Below are 19,564 nucleotides of genomic sequence, written 5' to 3' on the forward strand. Positions count from 1 at the left end.
TCGACGAAGCCGGGGACGACGGTGTACCCGGTCAGGTCGAGGTCGCCGGCCGTGGTGGCGCCGCCGACACCGGCGATCCGGGAGCCCTCGACGGCGAGGCGGTCGCCCTCGACGACACCGCCGGGCAGGACCAGCCGGGCACCGGCCAGTGCGATGGAAGTGGTGGCCACGTCGTTGCCTCCGCAGGGCGGGACACGCGGCCCCCTCCTCGGGCGTCCCGTCGCTCCGGGCCCGGGGGCCACGCCGGCAGGGAGAGCGCGCGTCGATCGGAAATGATTGATCGACCGTGACTCTAGTCAGATTCGAGCACATCGCGCCGGGGTTCGTCGACGAGGCATCGCGCGACTGCCTGGACCGCAGCGCGGGCGGGGCGTTCCGCTGCCGTCGCTGCGGTACGGACCAAGTGTCGTCTACACTCCCGGGCATGCTCAAAGCTGACCGCACTGCCAAGATCCTCGCGCACGTCACCGAAGCGGGAAGCGCCGATGTGCACGCGCTGGCGGAGTTGCTGGGTGTCTCCACCGCGACGGTCCGCCGCGATCTCCAGGACCTCCACAACCAGGGCCTGCTGCACCGCACCCGCGGCGGGGCGGTCACCGGCTCCGTCAACCTGGAGCTCCCGCTGCGCCACCGGCACGGCAAGCGGCAGGCGGAGAAGCGCCGGATCGCCCTGGCCGCCGAGCGCCTCGTCCCGGAAGGCGCCGTGGTCGGACTCACCGGCGGCACCACGACCAGCGAACTCGCCCGGGTCCTGGCGGAGCGCGGGGGCGGGATCACCATCGTCACCAACGCCGTCAACATCGCCGCGGACCTGATCGTCCGGCCGGAGATCCGGCTGGTGGTGGTCGGCGGCATCGCCCGCTCGGCGAGCTACGAGCTGGTCGGGCCGGCGGCCGAGAGGATGCTCTCGCAGTACAACCTGGACATCGCCTTCATCGGCGTGGACGGCCTCACCGCCAGCGAGGGCTGCACCACGCACGACGAGATGGAGGCGCACACCGACCGGGCCTTCCTCCGCAGCACCGCGCGCGCCGTCGTACTGGCGGACAGCAGCAAGGTCGGGCTGGTCACCTTCGCCGAGATCTGCCCACTCACGGACATCCACGACCTCGTCACCGACGACGAGTTGACCGGCGCGCAGGAGAAGGCCGTCACCGCCTGCGGCGTGCGGGTGCTCCGCGCCTGACCCCGCCGCGCCGTCCGGGTCGCAGCCCCCGCCCCGCCACCCCGTCGTGGTCCTCGCGTCCCCGCCCGGCCGGGCGGCGTCGACAGACCCGAGTGCGCCGCTCCCTGGCCGGGTGCGCAGGGGCAGCACCGTCTCCATCACATTTGCGCATCATCCGAGCAGATTCGAACGCGGTACTCCCGCCCGTCCGCCAGGATCTCACCTGTCATGCACAGGGCAAGAAGTCCCTCTGCGCATGACCGCCACGACCACCGGCGCACCCGCGACCACCAGCGGCGACCGGTGACGGCGGCCCGCCGGGCGGACCGACCGGCGGACCGCGGGTCGACAACGGTCCGGTAACAGCGCCTAGACCGCCCGGGAGCGCCTCGTGAATACTTCGCAGCGCAGCAGGGACCTTTCACATTTGCTCGCAACTGGCTATCTTCAAGCACAAGCAAGCACGAATGGCCGGTGATCGAGCGACCTGCCTGCTGCAACAGCCGACAAGCTCGGCAGAGCCCCACCCCTCCCGTAGTGCTCACCCAGCGCTCCCCCAGCGCTTCTCGGCAGCACCGACGCGGTGCCCGGCTCTGTACCCCAGGAGCGATCCCGCCCGGACGCGGGTTCGCAGGACGAAGGCGGTAAACGGCAATGAACAAGCGTGCCCTCACCATCGCGGCGGTGTCCGCCACCACCGCACTCGCCCTCACCGCGTGCGGCAGCGGCGGCTCCGGGGGATCCGGCGACGACGTCACCCTCAAGCTGGTCGCCGCCGACTACGGCGACAAGGCCACCAACAGCTCCAAGGCCTACTGGGACAGCGTTGCCGCCGCCTTCACCGCCGCCAACCCCGGCATCAAGGTCGATGTCCACATCGTCAACTGGAACGACATCGACAAGCAGGTCAAGACGATGATCCAGAGCGGCAACGTCCCCGACGTCCTGCAGACCGGGGGCTACGCCGACAAGGTCGCCGACGACCTCCTCTACAAGGCCGAGGAGGTCCTCTCCACCGGCACCCTCGCCAACCTCATAAGCACCTTCGCCGACGCCGGCAAGGTCGGCGGCACCCAGTACGGCATCCCCTTCGTCTCCTCCGCCCGCGCCTTCTTCTACAACAAGGCCCTCTTCCAGCAGGCCGGCATCACCCAGCCGCCCACCACCTGGGACGAACTCCGCCAGGCCGCCGAGAAGTTGAAGGCCAAGGCGCCGGGCGTCGTCCCGTACGCCCTCCCGCTCGGCCCCGAGGAGGCCCAGGGCGAGAGCATGCTGTGGGAACTCGGCAACGGCGGCGGCCACGCCGGCCGGAACGGGGCCTACACCATCAACAGCCAGGCCAACATCGACACCTTCGGCTGGCTGAAGGCCAACCTCGTCCAGACCGGCCTCACCTACGCCAACCCCGCCACCACCGACCGGAAGACCGCCTTCGCCGACTTCGCCGCCGGCAAGACCGCGATGCTCAACGGCCACCCCTCCCTCATCGCCATGGCCACCGAGGGCAAGGTCGACTACGGCGTCGCGCCCGTGCCCGGCAAGGGCGGCCCGCTCAAGAACACCCTCGGCGTCGCCGACTGGACCATGGCCTTCAAGAAGAACGGCCACGCCGAGGAGATCAAGAAGTTCCTCGACTTCGCGTACTCCAAGGAGAACACGCTCAAGTTCGTCGAGACGTACAACCTCATGCCCGTCACGCAGGACACGCTCAAGGAGGTGAGCAGCAACGGCAAGCACAAGGACCTCGAACCCTTCTTCGCCCTGCTGCCCGGCGCCTCCTTCTACCCCCTCGGCGACACCGCCTGGGACGCCGTCTCCGCCGAACTCAAGAAGGGCATCGGCAGCGCCGTCGCCGACGAGCCCGCCAAGGTCCTCGGTGACCTCCAGAAGAAGGCCCAGGACGCCGTCGCCGGCAAGTAGCCCGGTCGAGCAGCCCGGTCGAGCAGCCCTCCCGTCCCGTGGCCGGGGCACCACCGTGCGGCGGCGGCTCCCCCTCTCTCCCCCCTCTCCCCCCGGGCCGCCGCCACGCTCCGTCCGCCACGCCCCGCCCGCCGCCACGCTCCCTCCGCCGCCTCCGCCCGGAAGGCACCACCCGTGTCCCTCAAGTCCGCTGCTCCCAAGGCCCGGAGGCCCCGCCGGGGAGCCCCCGCCCGCTCCGGCCTCGCCAGGCTCGGCCCGCTGCCCTGGATCGCCCCGGCCGTCCTGCTCATCGCACTCGTGGTCCTGTGGCCCGTCTACGAGATGGTCCGCACGTCCTTCCTGCGCATCAGCACCAGCGGCTTCGTCCGCGGCGCGGCCGGCCTCGACAAGTACCGCAAGCTCCTCGACGAGCCCGAGCTCGGCCAGGTCCTCGTCCGCACGGTCGTCTGGACGGTCACCGTGGTCGGCGTGACGATGCTGGTCTCACTGGCCCTGGCCCAGCTGTTCGACCAGCGCTTCCCGGGCCGGAGGTTCACCCGCTGGGCGCTGATCGCCCCGTGGGCCGCCTCCGTCCTGATGACCTCGATCGGCTTCAAGTGGATGCTCAACCAGACCTCGGGCGTGCTCAACACCCTGATGTCGGACCTGGGAATCGTCGACGCCCCCGAGGACTGGCTCGGGGACCCCGCCACCGCCATGCCCTGGATGATGTTCGTGGCGGTCTTCGTCTCCCTGCCCTTCACCACCTACACCCTGCTCGCCGGCCTCCAGACCGTGCCCGCCGAGCTGTACGAGGCAGCGCGGGTCGACGGGGCGTCGACCGCGCAGGCCTACCTGCGGATCACCCTGCCGCTGCTGCGGCCGGCCTTCCTGGTCGGCCTCGTGATCAACCTCATCAACGTCTTCAACTCCTTCCCCGTCATCTGGGGCATGTCCCAGGGCGGCCCGAACAGCGACACGGCCACCACGACGGTGTTCATGTACCAGTTGAAGAACACCGACATCGCCGAGTCCGCCGCCATGTCCGTCGTCAACTTCGCCCTGGTCGTCCTGATGGTGCTCGTCTTCCTCAAGGTCAGCCGCTGGAACGAGGAGGAGAGCTGATGCCCCGCCCCACCGAGCGCGTCCGACGCCCGATCAGGCCCCGCACCGTCGTGATCACCGCGGTGGCCTGGGGACTGGCGGCGCTGTTCCTCCTGCCGTACCTGGAGATGGTCGTCACCGCGGTCCGCCCGGCGGACGAACTGCGCGACCCGACGTACCTGCCGAGCGAGTTCGCCTGGTCCAACCTGGTCGACGTCTGGCGCGAGTCCACCCTCGGCGAGAACCTCCGGGTCACCCTGCTGGTCTCCGCCGGCTCCACGCTGCTCGCCCTGGCGGTCGCCCTGCCGGCCGCGTACTACACCGCCCGGATCAGGTACCGCGGCCGCAGGCTCTTCCTGCTGCTCGTCCTGGTCACCCAGATGTTCCAGCCGACCGCGCTCCTGGTGGGCCTCTACCGCGAGTTCTACCAGCTGGACATGCTCAACTCGGTCTGGACGCTGATCCTCTGCAACGCCGCCTTCAACCTGGCGTTCACGATCTGGATCCTCACCGCCTACATCGGCTCGATCCCGGTGGCCCTGGAGGAGGCGGCCATGCTCGACGGCCTGAGCCGGCTCGGGACGCTGCGCAGGGTGGTCCTGCCGCTGGCCGTGCCGGGCGTCGTCACCGCGGTGATCTTCACCTTCATCTCCGCCTGGAACGAGTTCGTCATGGGCCTGACCCTCTCCACGGAGCCCGGCAGCCAGCCCCTGACGGTCGGGATCAACAGCTTCGTCGGCAACTACAGCGTGCAGTGGAACTACCTCTTCGCCGGCTCCGTCATCGCCATCGTGCCGGTGGTCGTCCTCTTCGCCGTCATCGAGCGGCACGTCGTGTCAGGGCTCACCGCGGGCTCCGTCAAGTAGCCCCGGTCCCGGTCCCCGCCGGATCCGGGGCCGGGGCCGGGACCACGCCCGGGGCCGGGGCGCTGTCCACCCGACCGGCTCCGCCCTTTCCCACCGTTCGTTCCCGGCACATCCACACTTCCTGCCGACCGTATTCACTTCAGCCGTCTTTCGGCCAACTGTGCGAGAGGTCTGGTCGCCGCCCCGGCACCCCCCTAGAGTGACCGCGATCCTCGACACGTGCCCTTCCCCTCACGCCGGTTCACTGGCGCCCCGGACGTTCAGCGCAGCCTGTTCCCATCATCGAGCGGAAGGGCCGGGTCCGTGACGCAGGCGTTCCAGTCCCCCGGCTTCGCCGCGCTCGCGGCCGACCGCGCGGTCGAGACGCGGCTCGTCGAGGAGCGCTGGCAGGCGGTCGCCTGGGACCTGAGGACGGGTCGGCGCCGGGTGGTCACCGACCGGCCCGGGGGCGTCCACCTCAGCGAGATCGAGCCGGACGGCGACGCCATCTGGTGGTTCGACGCCGACAGCGCCGGAGAGGGGCGTTGGCGGCGCGAGCCGTTCACCGGCGGAGCGGACGGCGCGGCGCTGCACGGCGTGCCGCGCGGGCGGGCGTACGGCGTCGCCTTCGACCGGACGGGCACGCTCGCGGCGGTGGCCGTCGGCGTCGGCGACGCCTCGCACTGCTACGTCGGACCGCCCGCGGGCAAGGCCCGGCTGGTCGGTTCGGCACCGGGGTACCTGGGCCTGGCCGACCTGTCGCCGGACGGTCGGCTGCTCGCCCTGAGCGGGCAGCCCGACGGGGACGACGCGGTGGTCCTGTGGCCGACCGACGCCCGGGCGGACGGTCCGTCGCGGCTCGCCGGGGACGGCCGACTGCGGCTCTGGCCGATCGAGTTCAACCCGCTCGCGGTGGTCGAGCCGGAACTGCTGCTGGTGGTCGAGGAGGACGAGCGGTACACCGTCGCGACCTGGCGGGCGGGCACGGGGCTGCGCAGGTACCCGAGGCTGTCGTTCGACTCGCAGATCTCAGCCGGGTGGTACCAGGGGCCGCGCGGGGTGCTGATCCAGCACGAGCGGGCCGGGCGCAGCCGCCTGCTCCTCGCCGACCTCGACCCGTCCACGGGACAGGCGGCGTCGCAGCCCGGGCCGGCCGGCCGAGGGCCCGCGGAACAGGGGCCCGCGGACGAAGGGCCGACGGAAGAAGGGCCGACGGAACCGGGCCCGGCGGCACCGGGCCCGGCCGGACTGGCTCCGCCCGCCCGGGAGATCAGCACGCCCGGCGGCACGATCCACGACCTGTCCTGCGCCCCGGACGGCACCCTGCACTGCGTCTGGAGCCGGGAGTCGACACCGCCCCGCCCACTGGTGCTGCGCCCCGGCGCGGCCACCGGCACCGGCACCGGCCCGGAGGCGGCGGACCACCCCGGTCCCGACCCGGGCGACACCTCCCGCAGCCGGCGCTGGACGCCCCGGCCGTACGGACGGATCCACAGCTTCGTCAGCACACCGGCCGGCGACGGCCCGTGGCCGACCCTCTTCCTGGTGCACGGCGGCCCCGCCACCCACGACCGGGACTCCTACGACCCGCGGGTGAACGCCCTGGTGGGCCACGGCTACGCGGTGGTGCGCACCAACTACCGCGGCTCCACCGGCTACGGCGCCCGCTGGCAGCACGAGTACGGCCACCGGGTCGGGCTGGCGCAGATCGAGGACCTGGCCGCCGTCCGCGCGGAACTGGTCGCCGACGGTACGGCGCTCGCGGAGCGCACCGGCCTGTGCGGATTCTCGTGGGGCGGCTACCTGACCCTGCTGGCGGTGGGCGCGCAGCCGGAGTTGTGGTCGCTCGGCATGGCCGCCCAGCCGATCGCGGACTACCCCGCCGCCTACCGCTCCACCACCCCCGCGCTGCGCGAGCTCGACCGGCAGCTCTTCGGCGGGACCCCGGACGAGGTTCCCGAGCGCTACCGCGCGGCCGACCCGCGGTCGTACGTGCACCGGGTCCGCTCGCCCGTCCTCCTGGTCGCCTCACGGACCGACGAGCGGTGCCCGCCCGAGCAGGTGGCCCGGTACGCCGAGGACCTGCGCCGGCTGGCGGTGCCGCACGAGCTGCTCTGGGTGGACGGCGGCCACTACAGCCGCCGGACCGCCGACCACCGATCGGTGCTGGCCGCGATGGTCCGGTTCGCCGGGCACGCCTGGCCGGCACCGCTCCCCCGAGCACCTCGGGGCGACCGCCCCGGGGTACCCGCCGAGCCGACGGAAGGAGGTGAACAGCCATGAAGCGACGCAGCATCCAGAACGACCCGATCAGCACCCCGGAGCGTGACCGGGGCGCCGTCGTGGTCCAGAACTTCGCGCTCGACATCACCAAGGCCACAGCGGTCGCGCCTGCCCTCAAGGGGCAGCCGAAGCCGAAGCCGGAGCTCAAGGGCAAGTGACCCACCGTCGCTCCGGGGCGCCTGCGGTGCCCCGGAGCGACACCTCGCCGACCGCCTGCGAACGACAGAAGTGGCCATCATGCGTATCGTCCTGCTGCACATGCCCTGGGGTGCGATCGACGTGCCGTCGCTGGCGCTCGGGATCCTGCACACCGCCGCCGCACGCGCCGGCCATCGGGTCGAAGTGCGGTACGCCAACCTGGACTTCGTGGACTGGGCGGCCGAGACCGCGGATTTCGGGGTGGACGACTACCAGTACTTCTCCGAGAAGTCCTACTTCCAGGGAGCGGGCGACTGGGCGTTCGCCGGCGCGCTGTACGGTGACGACGGCCCGGCCCCCGGCGACAGCGACGGCGGCACCGACGGCCACCCCGGCGACAGCGACGACGGCGATGCCGACGACGCCGCGTTCGCGAGCTACTTCGAGCACCTGGCCGGCAACGGCGCGAGCGAGCAGGAGATCGCGCTGACCCGGGCCACCCGCGCGATCGCCCCCGCGTTCATCGCCCGCTTGGTCGAAGAACTCGCCGCCGACCCGCCGGACCTGGTCGGCTTCACCACCACCTTCCAGCAGAACACGGCGAGCCTCGCCGCCGCGAAGCTGCTCAAGCAGCGGTGCCCGCAGGTGCGCACGGTGTTCGGCGGCGCGAACTGCGACGGTCCGCAGGGTGCCGCGCTGCACCGCAACTTCCCCTTCCTGGACTACGTGGTGCGCGGCGAGGGCGAGGCCGCCTTCCCGGCGCTCCTGGAAGGCGGCGACCTCTCCGCCGTCCCCGGCCTGTGCTGGCGCGACGACTCGGGGAGGTCGACGGCCAACGAGATGTCGAAGCGTCCGCTGCCGCCCGCGGCGATCCTGACGCCCCGCTACGACGGCTTCTTCGAGCGGCTCGACGCCTCCGTCGCGGCGGGCTGGGTCGATCCCAAGCTGGTCCTCGAAGGCTCCCGGGGCTGCTGGTGGGGCGAGAAGCACCACTGCACCTTCTGCGGGCTCAACGGCTCCTCGATGGAGTTCCGCTCCAAGCCGCCGGCGGACTTCCTCGCCGAGGTGCTCACACTCGCGGAACGCCACCAGCTGCTGGACGTCTACGTGGTCGACAACATCCTGGACATGGGCTACTTCGACACCGTCCTGAAGTCGCTGGCCGAACTCCCGGTCGACCTGCGGCTGCATTTCGAGATCAAGGCCAACCTGCGCCGCCACCAGTTCCAGCTGCTCGGCGACTCGGGCGCGGCCCAGGTGCAGCCCGGCATCGAGAGCCTGAGCACCCGGGTCCTGCGGATCATGGACAAGGGGGTCACGGGCTGCCAGAACGTCCGCGCGCTGCGGGACGCGCAGAGCGCCGGGGTCTCGGTGAGCTGGAACTACCTCTACGGCTTCCCCGGCGAGCAGCCGGCCGACTACGAGTCGGTGATCCGCCAACTGCCCGTCCTGCACCACCTGGACCCGCCGACCGGAGCGGGAAGGATCGCGATCGAGCGGTTCAGCCCGTACTTCGACCGCCCCGAGCTGGGCTTCGCGATCACCCGGCCGGCCTTCCAGTACCGCGCGACCTACCGCCTCCCGGAGAGCGAACTGGCCGAACTCGCCTACGTGTTCACCGCTCCGCCGCGCGGGATCGGCGGCGACCTCGCGGCGCGGCTGAGCGCGGCGGTGGACACCTGGATCGCGCGGTTCCCCGACAGTCGGCTCAGCTACCGGGAGGCCGGCGGGCGGATCGTGCTCGTCAACACCCGGCCCGGGTACGACTGGCGGGTGGTCGAGCTGACCGATCCGGTGGAGCTCGCCGCCTTCCGGCTGCTGTCCCAGCCCCGCTCGCCCGCCGCGCTGGCCGCCAAGGTCCCCGGCGGCGCGGCGGCGGTCGAACCGGTGCTGGAGCGCTTCACCGCGCTGGGCCTGCTGTTCCACGACGGGGACAGCTTCCTGCAGGTCGCCGTCGAGTCCGACAACCAGGTGCTGATGCGGATGCAGCACCGGCACGGCCCCGCCGCCGTCCGTCCTCGCGCCGAGGAGGTGCTCGATGCCGTCACGATCGGCTGAACGGACCGACGCCGCCGCCTGGCGCGCGGCCGGCCCGGAGGTCGAGCTCTGGCTCGACTACGACCCCGCCGCAAGGGAGTTGCCGGGCTTCGCGCTCGGTCGCCGCACCCTGGCCGGCCCGGCGGAGGCGGAGGTGACCGAACTGCACCGCGCCGGGGTCCGCTGCCTGCGGCTGACCGAGCCGGTGCGGCTCTGCGCGGACGCGCCGGCGGCCTCCGCGCGGGCGCTGATGCTGCTGCGCGAGGCGACCGGACAGGGGCTGGCCGTGCTCTGGGAGGCGGTCTGCACGGACGGCTGCGCGGCGCGGCGCCGGTTCCACCACCTCTACCCGCCCGAGCAGTTGACCGGCGCCCCGCCGGAGGTCGTCGCCGACTGGCGCGCCACGTACTTCCCGAGCAAGTGCGTGTTCCGGCGCGGCCCCGGCTTCGTCGAGGTGCGCGACCGCCGGTTCGGGACGCTGGAGCTGTTCACCATCGACGAGCCGGGCCACCTGGCCCAGCTGGACGCGCTGGCCGAGGGCGTCGAGGTCGGCCTGCTGCCGGACGCCGTCCACCAGGACTTCGCCGTGGCCGGCCTGATCGCCGAACAGGCCGGCCGCGCGTGGTTCCTGCCCATGCGGGTGCGCCGCTGGCCCTTCCCGTCGCTGACGGTGTAGCCGGGTGGCCGCGCGGCCGCGAGAGTTCCGACTCCGAGGAGAGATCCATGAGCACCGCGGTCGACGACGCCGCCGCGCGGATGTCCGCCTTCATCCGCGACCCCTACCCCACGCTCGCCCGGATCCGCGAGGCCGGCGCGGTCTCCGTCGTGGAGTTCGGCGAGGGCCTGCCGGTCTACCTGGTGACGCGCTACCAGGACGTCCGGGCCGCGCTGATGGACCCGCGGTTCGGGCAGGACGTCCGCCGCAGCCAGGCCATCGCGAGCGGGCGGGGCTCCGGCCTGACGCTCGGCTCGGAGGTCGTCCACATGCTCAACAGCGACCCGCCGGACCACACCCGGCTGCGCCGGCTGATCCAGGGCGTCTTCACCCGCCGGCGGGTCGACCTGATGCGACCGCTGGTCGAGCGCATCGCCGGCGACCTGCTGGACGGGCTGCGCGGGCAGGAGACCGCAGACCTGGTGACGGACTTCGCCTTCCCGCTGCCGATCATGATCATCTGTGAGCTGCTGGGCTTCCCCCCGGAGGACATGCAGGCCTTCCGCACCTGGTCGACCGCGATCCTCACCCAGGGCGGCGACATGACGTTCCAGCAGGCCACCACCGAACTGAACGACTACCTGCGGGAGTTGATGAAGGCCCGACGGGCGTCGCCGCAGACGGACATCCTGACCGACCTGGTGCAGGCCCGCGACGCCGGCGAGCTCAGCGAGCAGGAGGTGTTCTCGATGGTCTTCCTGCTGCTGATCGGCGGTCACGAGACCACCGTCAACCTGCTCGGCACCGCCACCCTGGCCCTGCTCCACCACCCCGACCAGCTCGCCTGGCTGCGCGCCAACCCGGCGGCGATGCCGGTCGCGATCGACGAGTTCCTGCGCTACGAGTCCCCGGTGAGCATGGCCACGCTGCGGTTCACGAACGCCGAGGTGACGGTCGACGACGTGGAGATCCCGGCGGACGAACTGGTGCTGCTCTCGCTGGGCGCGGCCAACCGGGACCCGGCCCGCTTCACCGATCCCGACCGGTTGATCCTCGACCGGGGTGATCCGGGCCACCTGGCCTTCGGGCAGGGCCTGCACCGGTGCCTCGGCTCCTTCCTCGGCAAGCTGGAGAGCGAGGTCGCGCTGACCGGCCTGCTGGAGCGCTTCACACGGATCGAGCTGGCCGCCGCGGAGGCGACCCTGCCCTGGCGCAACACGATCATGCTGCGCGGTCTGGAGTCGCTGCCGGTATCTCTCGATGGCTAGCAGTACGGGCACGGGCGGCGCCGGGACGGGCGGCGCGAGCGCAGGCAGCACGGGGACGGGCGGCGCAGGGACGGACAGCACGAGCGGCGCGGGCGACGCAGGGACGGGCGGCGCAGCGGGGCTGTTGCGGTTCCGCCCCCGGATCGGCCTCGCGCCGCTGCGCTCGCGCGGCTACCGGCTGCTGGTGATCGGGCAGGCCACCTCGGAGTTCGGCAACGCGTTCCAGGTGGTCGCCCTGCCGCTGCTGGTCTACTCCCTCGGTGGAGGCGCCCGCCAGTTGAGCCTGGTGGTCGCCGCCTACGGCGCGGGACGACTGGCCGCCACCCCGCTCGGCGGGGTACTCGCCGACCGGTTCGGCGCCCGGCGGGTGATGCTGGCCGCCGACCTCGGCCGGCTGCTCGCCACCGCCGGGCTGTGCGCGGTCGCCGCCGGCGGGGCGCCGGCGTTCTGGCTGATCGGCGGGCTCGCCCTGCTGGTGGGCCTCGGGGCGGGGGTGTTCCTGCCGGCCGCCTGGGCGATCACCCCGGCCCTGCTGCCCGCCGAGGACCTGCACGCGGGCAACGCGCTGAACAGCACGGTCACCTTCGGTGCCGGTCTGGTCGGTCCGGCGGTGGCCGGCCCGCTGGTCGCCTGGCTGAACCCGGCCGCCGCCCTGGGCCTGGATGCGGCGACCTTCGCCGTGTCGGCGGCGACGCTGCTGCTCATCGGTCGCGGCAGCCTCGTCACACCGCCCCGTCCGATCTCCGAACGTGCCTCCGTACCGAGGAACTTCCGCGTCCTGCTGCGGGAATCGCCACTGCTGCGCGCGGTGCTGACGGTGACGGTGATCGCGAACCTGACGGTGGGCGGTGCCACCCGGGTCGCCCTGCCGACCCTGGCCACCGACGGCTTCGCCGCCGGTGCCGTCGGGCTGGGCCTGCTGCTGGCCGCGTTCACCGGCGGCGCGCTGGTCGGCGGCCTGTTCGCGGCCGGACTCACCGACCTGCGCTCGCGGGGCCGCACGGCGATGCTCTCCGGCCTGGTGATGGGTGCGGCGATCGGCCTGGTGCCGTTCACCGGCATCGTCGGCGCCGTGCTGCTGCTCTGCCTGGCCGGCGGCGCCAGCACGGTGACCAACGTCCTGGTCGTCACCGGCGTGCAGAAGAGCACGCCGCCCGCGCTGCTGGCACGGGTCATGGCGGCCATCACCTTCTGCGCGCTGGGGGTCTTCCCGGTCTCGGTGATCGCGGCCGGCGCGGCGGTGGACGCGTTCGGGAGCCGGGGGGTGTTCGCGACGACCGGGCTCTGCCTGCTGGGCGCGTTCGGGTACGCGCTGACCAGGCGTGAGATCCGCGAACTGTGAGGCCACCACCCCGCGATCCGGCTCCGCCGGGGGACCACCCTCGCGACGGACCGAGGTACAGCCCACCCTCACAGACGTGCGAACACCTGACAGGCCGTTGCCGTACCGGTCCTTGTGGCCCGCCGGCTCGCCGCGCGCCGGCGGCCTGATGGACCTGGTACGCCGCCGCGCGGTACGGTGCTCGGCGCCTCCCCGGATTCTCACCTGGTCAGGTCGACCCGGGGGCGCCGCCGTCGGCCCCGTACCCCCGGGTGCCGCTCCGGGAGCACGCGCCCGACTCGGTCCCCCGACCTGATCGGGGATGTCGGTCCGCCGGGTACGGCGTGTCGTCCCGGGCGTCGCGGCCTCCGTGCCCGAGACTGCCGGGAGCCCACCGACACACCCCGCAGCCGACAGACAAGAAGACGCGTGGAACTCTGGCTGCTGAACCACATCCCCACCGCACTTCTCACCCTCCTGGTGGTCGGCGGCTTCCTGCTGCTGGCGCTGACCGGCAGCGTCGTGACCGCTCGCCGCTACCCGGCCCTGGCCGACGGCGAGAACAACGACGTGATCGGTGTGCTGCTCAGCCTGTTCGGCGCGATCTACGGGATCATCCTCGCCTTCGTCATCGTCAACCTGTGGACCAACCTCCATGACGCCGACGCGGTCGTCGCCGCCGAGGCGAGTTCCGTGTCCCAGATCGCCCGCGACGCACAGGGGTTCCCACCGGAGACCCGCGAGGCCGTGCACCGGGCCGTCCACGGCTACGTCCACGCCGTCGTCGAGCACCAGTGGCCGCTCATGAGGACCGGCCGGGGCGACTCGGCGGCCACCACCCAGGCGGTCGACACGATGTACCAGGTGCTCATCGACTACGAGCCGCAGACCGTGTCCGAGCAGGCGTTCTACGACCATGCGCTGGACAGCCTCAACGAAGTCGCCGCCCACCGCCGGGCCAGGATCGCCGACAGCCACGCGCGGTTGCCGGTGCTCCTGCAGACGCTGATCTTCGGCGGCGCGGCCGTGATCACGCTGCTCACCCTGCTGTACGGCATCCGAAACCGGCCGCTGCGGCTGCTCTTCATCGGCTCGACCGCCGCACTGGTCGGCTTCAGCCTGCTCCTCGTCATCGTCCTCGACCGGCCCTTCGCCGGTGACCTGAGCGTCTCCCCCCAGCCGTTCAAGGACAGCGCCCTCGCCCGCTTCTGGTGACCGGCGGCATCGCCGGGCAGGCGGCCCGCCGCGACGGCCCCCGGGCACCTGCGCGAGCTGCACGATCGAGTGGTTCGGCGAGGTCGCCGCCGTGGCGCCTCCGGCATCCGGCATCCGGCAGGAGGACGGCGGCCGCCTACCGGTGCCGGGGCTCCGCAGGGTCGGGGCCGATGCCGTGCGGGGCGAGGACGGCCCGGCAGGTGTCGTGGGCGGACGGGCTCAGCAGGGGCCGCCACCGGGTGAACAGGGCGTGCAGGTCCGCACCCCACCGTTCGCGGAAGGCCGGGTCGATGCGCGCGATGTCGAGTTCGTTGGCGGCGGTCAACTCGGCGAGGTCGCCGGCGTCGGACGGGTCCAGATCGCGCGTGCGGCCGGTGAAGCGGTCGTGGAGGACGGGGGCCGGGCCGGACAGGCCGGGGTAGGTGGCGCCGCGGTCGCAACTCGCGTACCGGTGGACGAGGCGCTCCGCCTCGGGGCCGATCACGGCGACCAGGTCCGCCCGGCGGTCGAGCGGCAGGAGGGCGCCCGGGAGGCCGTCCGTCCCGTAGACGGCGTGGCAGAGGCCGGCCAGTTGGAGGGCGGGGCGGGCGCCCCAGTCGGAGAGCTGCCGGCGGACGCGTTCCAGGTGGTCCAGCAGGGTGCCACCGGGGTGGGCGAGCTCCGCCGCACCGAGCTCGCGCAGCAGGGCAACGGCTTGATCGAGCGTCAACTCACGTGCTCCTCACAGGATTGCGGGTCGGCACCCGCCGCGCCCCGCCGTGCGTCCGGAACACACGGGGGGAGTCGGCGGGTTGCCGCCCTGGGCCCTGCAGCGATGGTCGCGCCCCGCGGACACCCAAGTCAATCCAGGTATTTGCTGGGAAACCCCCAAGGTCAGGCTTGGAACCGGGCGCGGCGTACTGTGGCCGGCGTGACCCTCGATGATCTCCGCGTCTTCGCCGCCGTGTGCCGGGCCGGCTCGCTGAGCGCCGTCGCCCGTCAGCTCTCGTGCACGCAGTCCGCCGTCAGCCAGCACGTCAAGCGGCTCGAACGCGAACTGGGCGTCGTGCTGCTCGAACGCCACCCCCGCGGCGTCGTGCCGACGAAGGCCGGGCAGGTGCTCAGGGCGGCGGCCGTCGACAGCCTCGGCGGCATCGACCAAGCGCTGCGCAGCATCGACGAACTCGCCCGCGGGGAAGGCGGATCGGTGCGGATCACGACGGGCGCCACCAGCATCCGGCACTTCATGTCCGCGGCCGTCGTCGACTTCCGGCGCCGCTACCCCGGGGTGAGCCTGGAGTTCCAGACGGAGGTCTCCAGCCGCAGCTGCTTCGAGTCGCTCGCGGCCGGCCGGGTCGACCTCGCCTGGACCACCCTCGGCTCCCCCGTCCGGGGCATCGCGCAGCGGCCGGTGCTCGACCTCCCCTGGGTGCTCGCCGTGGCCGCCGGGGACCCGCTCGCCGGCCGCACCCACGTCGACCCGGCCGACCTCCAGGGCGCCCGGCTCATCGGGCTGCCGCAGAACTCGATCTCGCGCTCCCAGCTCGACGCCTGGCTCGCGAGGTCCGGCATCCGAGCGGTCTTCGACACCAGTGTCGCGGACTGGGACACCGCGATCCTGCTGGCCGAACTCGGCCTCGGCCAGGCCGTGGTGCCGGCCCTGCCCGAGTGGCAGACCCCCGGCCACCCCGGCCTGCGGCTGATCCCCCTCCCGGCCCTTCCCGTCCTCACCGCCGGCTGGGCGGTCCGCCACTGGGACACCCTCTCCCCGCTGGCCCGGGCCTTCGCGGACACCGTCGCGGACAACTGCGGCGCGCGACGGTAGGGGCTTCCGGGCGGGTCCGGGGCCCACTCCCGGTTCCCGACTCCCGATCTTCGCCAGACTCGGCGTCAACAAGTCGGTGGGACCGGCCGCTTCCAGGCGGCGGCCCGACCGCGATCGGCCTCGCCGTCGTGCCCGTCGTGCCCGCCGTGCCCGCCGCAGTGGGGATCGCCCCGCAGGCCCGCGTCCACCGACCCCGGCCCCGGCCCCGGCCCGCAACCCCGTCGGCCGAGGCAACGATGCGCCCGCGCCCTCGGCCGGACGAACCGACCACCGCTCCTCCGTCACCGCGACGACGTACTCGATCGTACGGAGCCCGAGACCTGACGGACCGTCAGCCCAGCTTCCGAAAAAGGTAGTTGTGAAAGTAGTTGTGACGGAACCCGACCTGCCGCGCGCCGGTGGGGCGGTACGGTGGTCCGGTGTGCGAACAGCGGTCGTGACCGCTGTCATCACCGCTGTGTATCGGACGCGCGCGGCCGGGGCACCGAGGCTGGTGACAGGGCGTCGGCCGGACCCGCGGCCCCGGCGAAGGGCGAGGACAGACAGATGAGAGTGACCGTCGTCGGCGGCGGCATCGCCGGGCTGACCTGCGCCCTGAGCCTGCACGCCGCCGGCTTCGCGCCACGGGTGTACGAGGCGGCGCGGAAGGTCGAGGCGGTCGGCGTCGGGATCAACCTGCTGCCGCACGCCGTCCGGGAGCTCTCCGAACTCGGCCTGGACGGCGAGCTGGCCGCCGTCGCGCTGCCCCCGCATCGGCTGAGCTACCGCGACCGGGCGGGCGCGACGGTCTGGGAGGAGCCGCTGGGACGCGCCGCCGGGTACCGCTGGCCGCAGTACTCCGTGCACCGCGGCCGTCTGCAGATGCTGCTGCTCGCGGCGGTGCGCGAGCGGCTGGGGCCGGACTCGGTCCGTACCGGCCTGCTGTTCCAGGGGTTCGAGCAGGGCGCGGACGGCGTCCGCGCCCACTTCCTGGACCGGGCGGACGGCCTGCCCGTGGTCGACGACGCCGACGTGCTGGTCGGCGCGGACGGCATCGACTCCGTGGTCCGCAGCCGCTTGTACCCGGACGAGAACCCTCCGAACGGGAACGGCGTCCACATGTGGCGTGGGGTCGCACGGCACCCGCACGTCCTCGACGGCCGTTCGATCGTGGTGACCGGGGGCACCCCCGGCGCGAAGTTCGTCGCCTACCCCGTCGAGGACCCCACGGCCGCGACCGCCGACGCCCTGGTGAACTGGGTGCTGGAGGTGCGGCACGGGCCGTCCGCCCCGCCCCCGGGCGGCCCCGGCCGCCGCGTCGGCGCGGCGGAGGCCCGCGCCGGGCTGTCGTCGTGGAACCTGCCGTGGATCGACCTCGCGACGCTCGCCGAACGCTCCTCGGCGATCGTCGAGTACCCGATGACCGACCGTGACCCCCTGCCGCGCTGGAGCTTCGGACGGGTCACCCTCCTCGGCGACGCCGCACACCCGATGTTCCCCATGGGCATGAACGGAGGGTCGCAGTCGATCGTCGACGGCCGGGTACTGGCCTGGTGCCTGGCCCGGGACGACGACGCCGAGACCGCGCTCCGCCGCTACGACCGGATGCGCCGGCCGGCCGTCAACGCGATCGTCCTGGCCAACCGGGACCTGGGACCGGAGGAGTCCATCGCCCGGGCCGAGGAGAAAGGCGGGGCCCTTCCCGTCGGGGAGGCCGAGCGGATCGCGACCCGCTACAAGAGGCTGTCCGGGGCCACCGCGGCCCAGGTCAACACCCACCCGTCCTGGACGGTCCCCGCCGTCACCGCCGATCAGGGGCCGCTCCGCGGGTGAGACGGACCGACCGGGCTTCGGCGAGGTGCCGCGTGGTCACCACGGCGGGCGCGGCTGACGCCGGAGCGGCCGGCCGGGGCCCCGGGCGTCACGCCGGGCTCACCTGCTGCCGTGCCCGCCACGGCGGCGCCGCCGTGCTCGTGCCCCGGCGGATCGCCTCGGTGGCGTCGCCGCCGCGGGCGACCCCGGTCCGACGCCACCGGCGAACAGGCCCCTCCGCAAGGTCGTGGTCATCATGGAACTGTGGCCGACGGCAGGAGGATGACGCGATGGAGCTGTTCCCGGCGATGCCGCTCGCCGAGTGGCGGGACACCAAGGAGACGCTGCACCGCTTCGCGCAGGTGGTGGGCAAGATCCGCCTCGCGGCGAGCGTGCGGCGAAACCACTGGTGGAACGTCCCCTTCCACCTCACCGGGCGCGGGATCACCACCCGGCCCATGGGACAGGTCGACGGCAATCCGGTCTTCACGATCGACTTCGACTTCGTCGACCACCGGCTGGTCGTCGCGACAGCGGACGGCAGGACGGAGTCCTTCCCCCTCCTCGGCCAGTCCGTCGCCTCGTTCTACCGGCAGACCGTGGAGACGCTGGAAGCGATGGGCGTCCGGGTGGAGATCCGGGTCCCCCGGCCCTACCGGCTGGCCGACTCCGACCGGCCGTTCGCCCAGGACTTCGAGCACGCGACCTACGATCCCGCCTCGGCGAACCGCTTCTGGCAGGTGCTCGGCCAGGTCGGGCTGGTGCTGGAGGAGTTCGCGGCGCGCTTCTCGGGCAAGGTCAGCCCCGTCCACCTCTTCTGGCACTCACTCGACATCGCCCACACCCGGTTCTCCGGGCACAGCCTCGACCAGCCGCCACAGGTGGACCCGGTGACCCGCGAGGCGTACTCCCGGGAGCTGATCAGCTTCGGGTTCTGGTTCGGGGACGCCGACCTCGGCGAACCGGCCTTCTACTCGTACACGACTCCCGAGCCCCCGCACCTGGCCGAAGACCGGCTCACACCCGCGTCCGCCCGGTGGACCGCGCTGGAGGACAGCCACCTGGCGGTCCTGCGCTACGACGCGGCCCGCTCCGAGGCCGATCCACGCGCGGCCGTGCTCGCGTTCTACGAGAGCGCGTACCAGGCCGGCGCCACCCGCGCCGGCTGGGACGTCGGCGGCCTCGCCTGCCCGGGCGGAATCACGGCCGCGCAGCTGCCCGACCCGCCGCTCTGAGCAGGTCAGTGCAGGTGCGACTGCCAGTCGGCGGGGACCTTGCCCGGCGGACCGGGCACCGGCTGCGAGGCCGGGTGCGCGGCGGGCGCCGCCAGTTCCGGCCCCTCGTAGTACTGCTCGGTCTCCACGTTCCAGAACCACGCCTCACCGGGCTCGAAGCTGACCAGGAACGGGTGCTCCGCCTCTCGGGCGTGCCTCGTACCGTGTTGTGAGGGCGATGAGTCGCAACAGCCGATGTGCCCGCACTCGGCACAGCGCCGCAGGTGGAACCACCACCCCGGCCCGTCACCCGCCAGGCACTCCACACACCCCTCCCCGCTCGGCTGCGCGGAGGGGTCGATCCCCCGGATCGGGCTGTCAGCCATGGCACACGCCTCCCGTCGGGGCCGGTCGGGCGCCGGTCCGGCAGGTCGACGCCGCACCGTCGGACCGCCGGTCCGGATCCCCACCTGCCGGCTCGCGCGGAGAGACCGCGGCGAGCAGCAGTCGGACCTCCTCAGCGTAGGCGTTCCGGCCGGGGCCGCGCATGGCTGGAGGGAGCGGCAGCGGCCCGGTGGGCAGCGAGGTGCTCCGGCTCGACGACGAGGTGGGGAGTGTGCGAGCCGCCCCCCGTGGAGCGGTCAGGCGGCGCGGCAGAGGGCCGCGGGGTCGGTCGGGGCGGTGGTGCGGGCCAGGGTCGCCGGCACGGGGTGGACGGTCGGGACCGCGCCTGCGGCCCGGGAGCGGTCGCGTGCGAAGACGACCAGGCGCAGGACCGCGAACCGTGCGACGCCGGTGAGCGCGGAGGCGGAGAGGTAGACGGTC

16 protein-coding genes and 1 pseudogene are annotated in these 19,564 nt (G+C 73.0%); 14 read left to right on the forward strand and 3 right to left on the reverse strand.

The genetic code is table 11. The features are described from left to right. Nucleotides 1–424 precede the first annotated feature (424 nt). The 11 genes from AC067J_RS42910 (at nucleotide 425) to AC067J_RS42960 (ending at nucleotide 13,930) form a co-directional block, all read left to right on the forward strand. A complete protein-coding gene (locus AC067J_RS42910; RefSeq protein WP_478308294.1) occupies nucleotides 425–1,186 on the forward strand; it encodes a DeoR/GlpR family DNA-binding transcription regulator in 762 nt (253 codons plus the stop codon). Between the two features lie 633 nt (nucleotides 1,187–1,819). Further along, complete coding sequence (locus tag AC067J_RS42915) at nucleotides 1,820–3,085, forward strand: extracellular solute-binding protein (RefSeq protein WP_478308295.1); 1,266 nt, start codon at nucleotides 1,820–1,822, stop codon at nucleotides 3,083–3,085. Nucleotides 3,086–3,259: 174 nt separating this feature from the next. Then, a complete protein-coding gene (locus tag AC067J_RS42920; protein WP_478308296.1) occupies nucleotides 3,260–4,189 on the forward strand; it encodes a carbohydrate ABC transporter permease in 930 nt (309 codons plus the stop codon). Next, nucleotides 4,189–5,034 carry a carbohydrate ABC transporter permease gene (locus AC067J_RS42925; protein WP_478308297.1) on the forward strand — a complete coding sequence of 282 codons (846 nt, stop codon included), beginning with the start codon at nucleotides 4,189–4,191 and terminating at the stop codon, nucleotides 5,032–5,034. The genes AC067J_RS42920 and AC067J_RS42925 overlap by 1 nt, the downstream gene beginning before the upstream one ends. A gap of 303 nt (nucleotides 5,035–5,337) precedes the next feature. Continuing rightward, nucleotides 5,338–7,296, forward strand: coding sequence for an alpha/beta hydrolase family protein (locus AC067J_RS42930; RefSeq protein ID WP_478308298.1), 1,959 nt, complete (start codon nucleotides 5,338–5,340; stop codon nucleotides 7,294–7,296). Beyond that, nucleotides 7,293–7,454, forward strand: a complete 162-nt coding sequence (locus AC067J_RS42935; RefSeq protein ID WP_329875716.1) for a hypothetical protein — start codon at nucleotides 7,293–7,295, stop codon at nucleotides 7,452–7,454. The genes AC067J_RS42930 and AC067J_RS42935 overlap by 4 nt, the downstream gene beginning before the upstream one ends. A 79-nt stretch (nucleotides 7,455–7,533) precedes the next feature. After that, nucleotides 7,534–9,492, forward strand: coding sequence for a RiPP maturation radical SAM C-methyltransferase (locus AC067J_RS42940; protein WP_478308300.1), 1,959 nt, complete (start codon nucleotides 7,534–7,536; stop codon nucleotides 9,490–9,492). Then, complete coding sequence (locus AC067J_RS42945; protein WP_478308301.1) at nucleotides 9,473–10,147, forward strand: DUF5825 family protein; 675 nt, start codon at nucleotides 9,473–9,475, stop codon at nucleotides 10,145–10,147. Before AC067J_RS42940 ends, AC067J_RS42945 begins: the two co-directional genes overlap by 20 nt. Nucleotides 10,148–10,194: 47 nt before the next feature. Continuing rightward, nucleotides 10,195–11,394 carry a cytochrome P450 family protein gene (locus AC067J_RS42950; RefSeq protein ID WP_478308302.1) on the forward strand — a complete coding sequence of 400 codons (1,200 nt, stop codon included), beginning with the start codon at nucleotides 10,195–10,197 and terminating at the stop codon, nucleotides 11,392–11,394. Beyond that, nucleotides 11,387–12,736 (forward strand): MFS transporter, encoded by a 1,350-nt coding sequence (locus AC067J_RS42955; protein ID WP_478308303.1) that lies wholly within the window; start codon nucleotides 11,387–11,389, stop codon nucleotides 12,734–12,736. The genes AC067J_RS42950 and AC067J_RS42955 overlap by 8 nt, the downstream gene beginning before the upstream one ends. Before the next feature lie 408 nt (nucleotides 12,737–13,144). Next, on the forward strand, nucleotides 13,145–13,930 hold the full coding sequence (locus AC067J_RS42960) for a bestrophin-like domain (RefSeq protein ID WP_478308304.1): 786 nt from the start codon (nucleotides 13,145–13,147) through the stop codon (nucleotides 13,928–13,930). Between the two features lie 136 nt (nucleotides 13,931–14,066). Here the strand turns inward: AC067J_RS42960 and AC067J_RS42965 are convergent, their stop codons facing one another. Next, entirely contained in the window at nucleotides 14,067–14,639 is a 573-nt protein-coding gene (locus AC067J_RS42965) for a DUF6817 domain-containing protein (RefSeq protein ID WP_478308306.1), read from the reverse strand. A 201-nt stretch (nucleotides 14,640–14,840) separates the two neighbouring features. Here AC067J_RS42965 and AC067J_RS42970 point away from each other — a divergent pair, with 201 nt between their 5' ends. The 3 genes from AC067J_RS42970 (at nucleotide 14,841) to AC067J_RS42980 (ending at nucleotide 18,760) form a co-directional block, all read left to right on the forward strand. Continuing rightward, nucleotides 14,841–15,734, forward strand: coding sequence for a LysR family transcriptional regulator (locus AC067J_RS42970; protein WP_478308307.1), 894 nt, complete (start codon nucleotides 14,841–14,843; stop codon nucleotides 15,732–15,734). 546 nt (nucleotides 15,735–16,280) lie between these two features. Beyond that, a complete protein-coding gene (locus AC067J_RS42975) occupies nucleotides 16,281–17,546 on the forward strand; it encodes an FAD-dependent monooxygenase (protein ID WP_478308308.1) in 1,266 nt (421 codons plus the stop codon). Nucleotides 17,547–17,815: 269 nt separating this feature from the next. Then, nucleotides 17,816–18,760, forward strand: coding sequence for a DUF5996 family protein (locus AC067J_RS42980; protein WP_478308309.1), 945 nt, complete (start codon nucleotides 17,816–17,818; stop codon nucleotides 18,758–18,760). 5 nt (nucleotides 18,761–18,765) lie between these two features. Here AC067J_RS42980 and AC067J_RS42985 read toward each other — a convergent pair whose 3' ends face one another. Beyond that, nucleotides 18,766–19,125, reverse strand: coding sequence for a UBP-type zinc finger domain-containing protein (locus AC067J_RS42985; RefSeq protein WP_478308310.1), 360 nt, complete (start codon nucleotides 19,123–19,125; stop codon nucleotides 18,766–18,768). Nucleotides 19,126–19,380: 255 nt separating this feature from the next. Next, nucleotides 19,381–19,564 (reverse strand): annotated as a pseudogene (locus tag AC067J_RS42990) (hypothetical protein); the annotation flags it as partial.

The sequence above is a fragment of the Kitasatospora sp. NPDC042419 genome, from assembly GCF_056437345.1.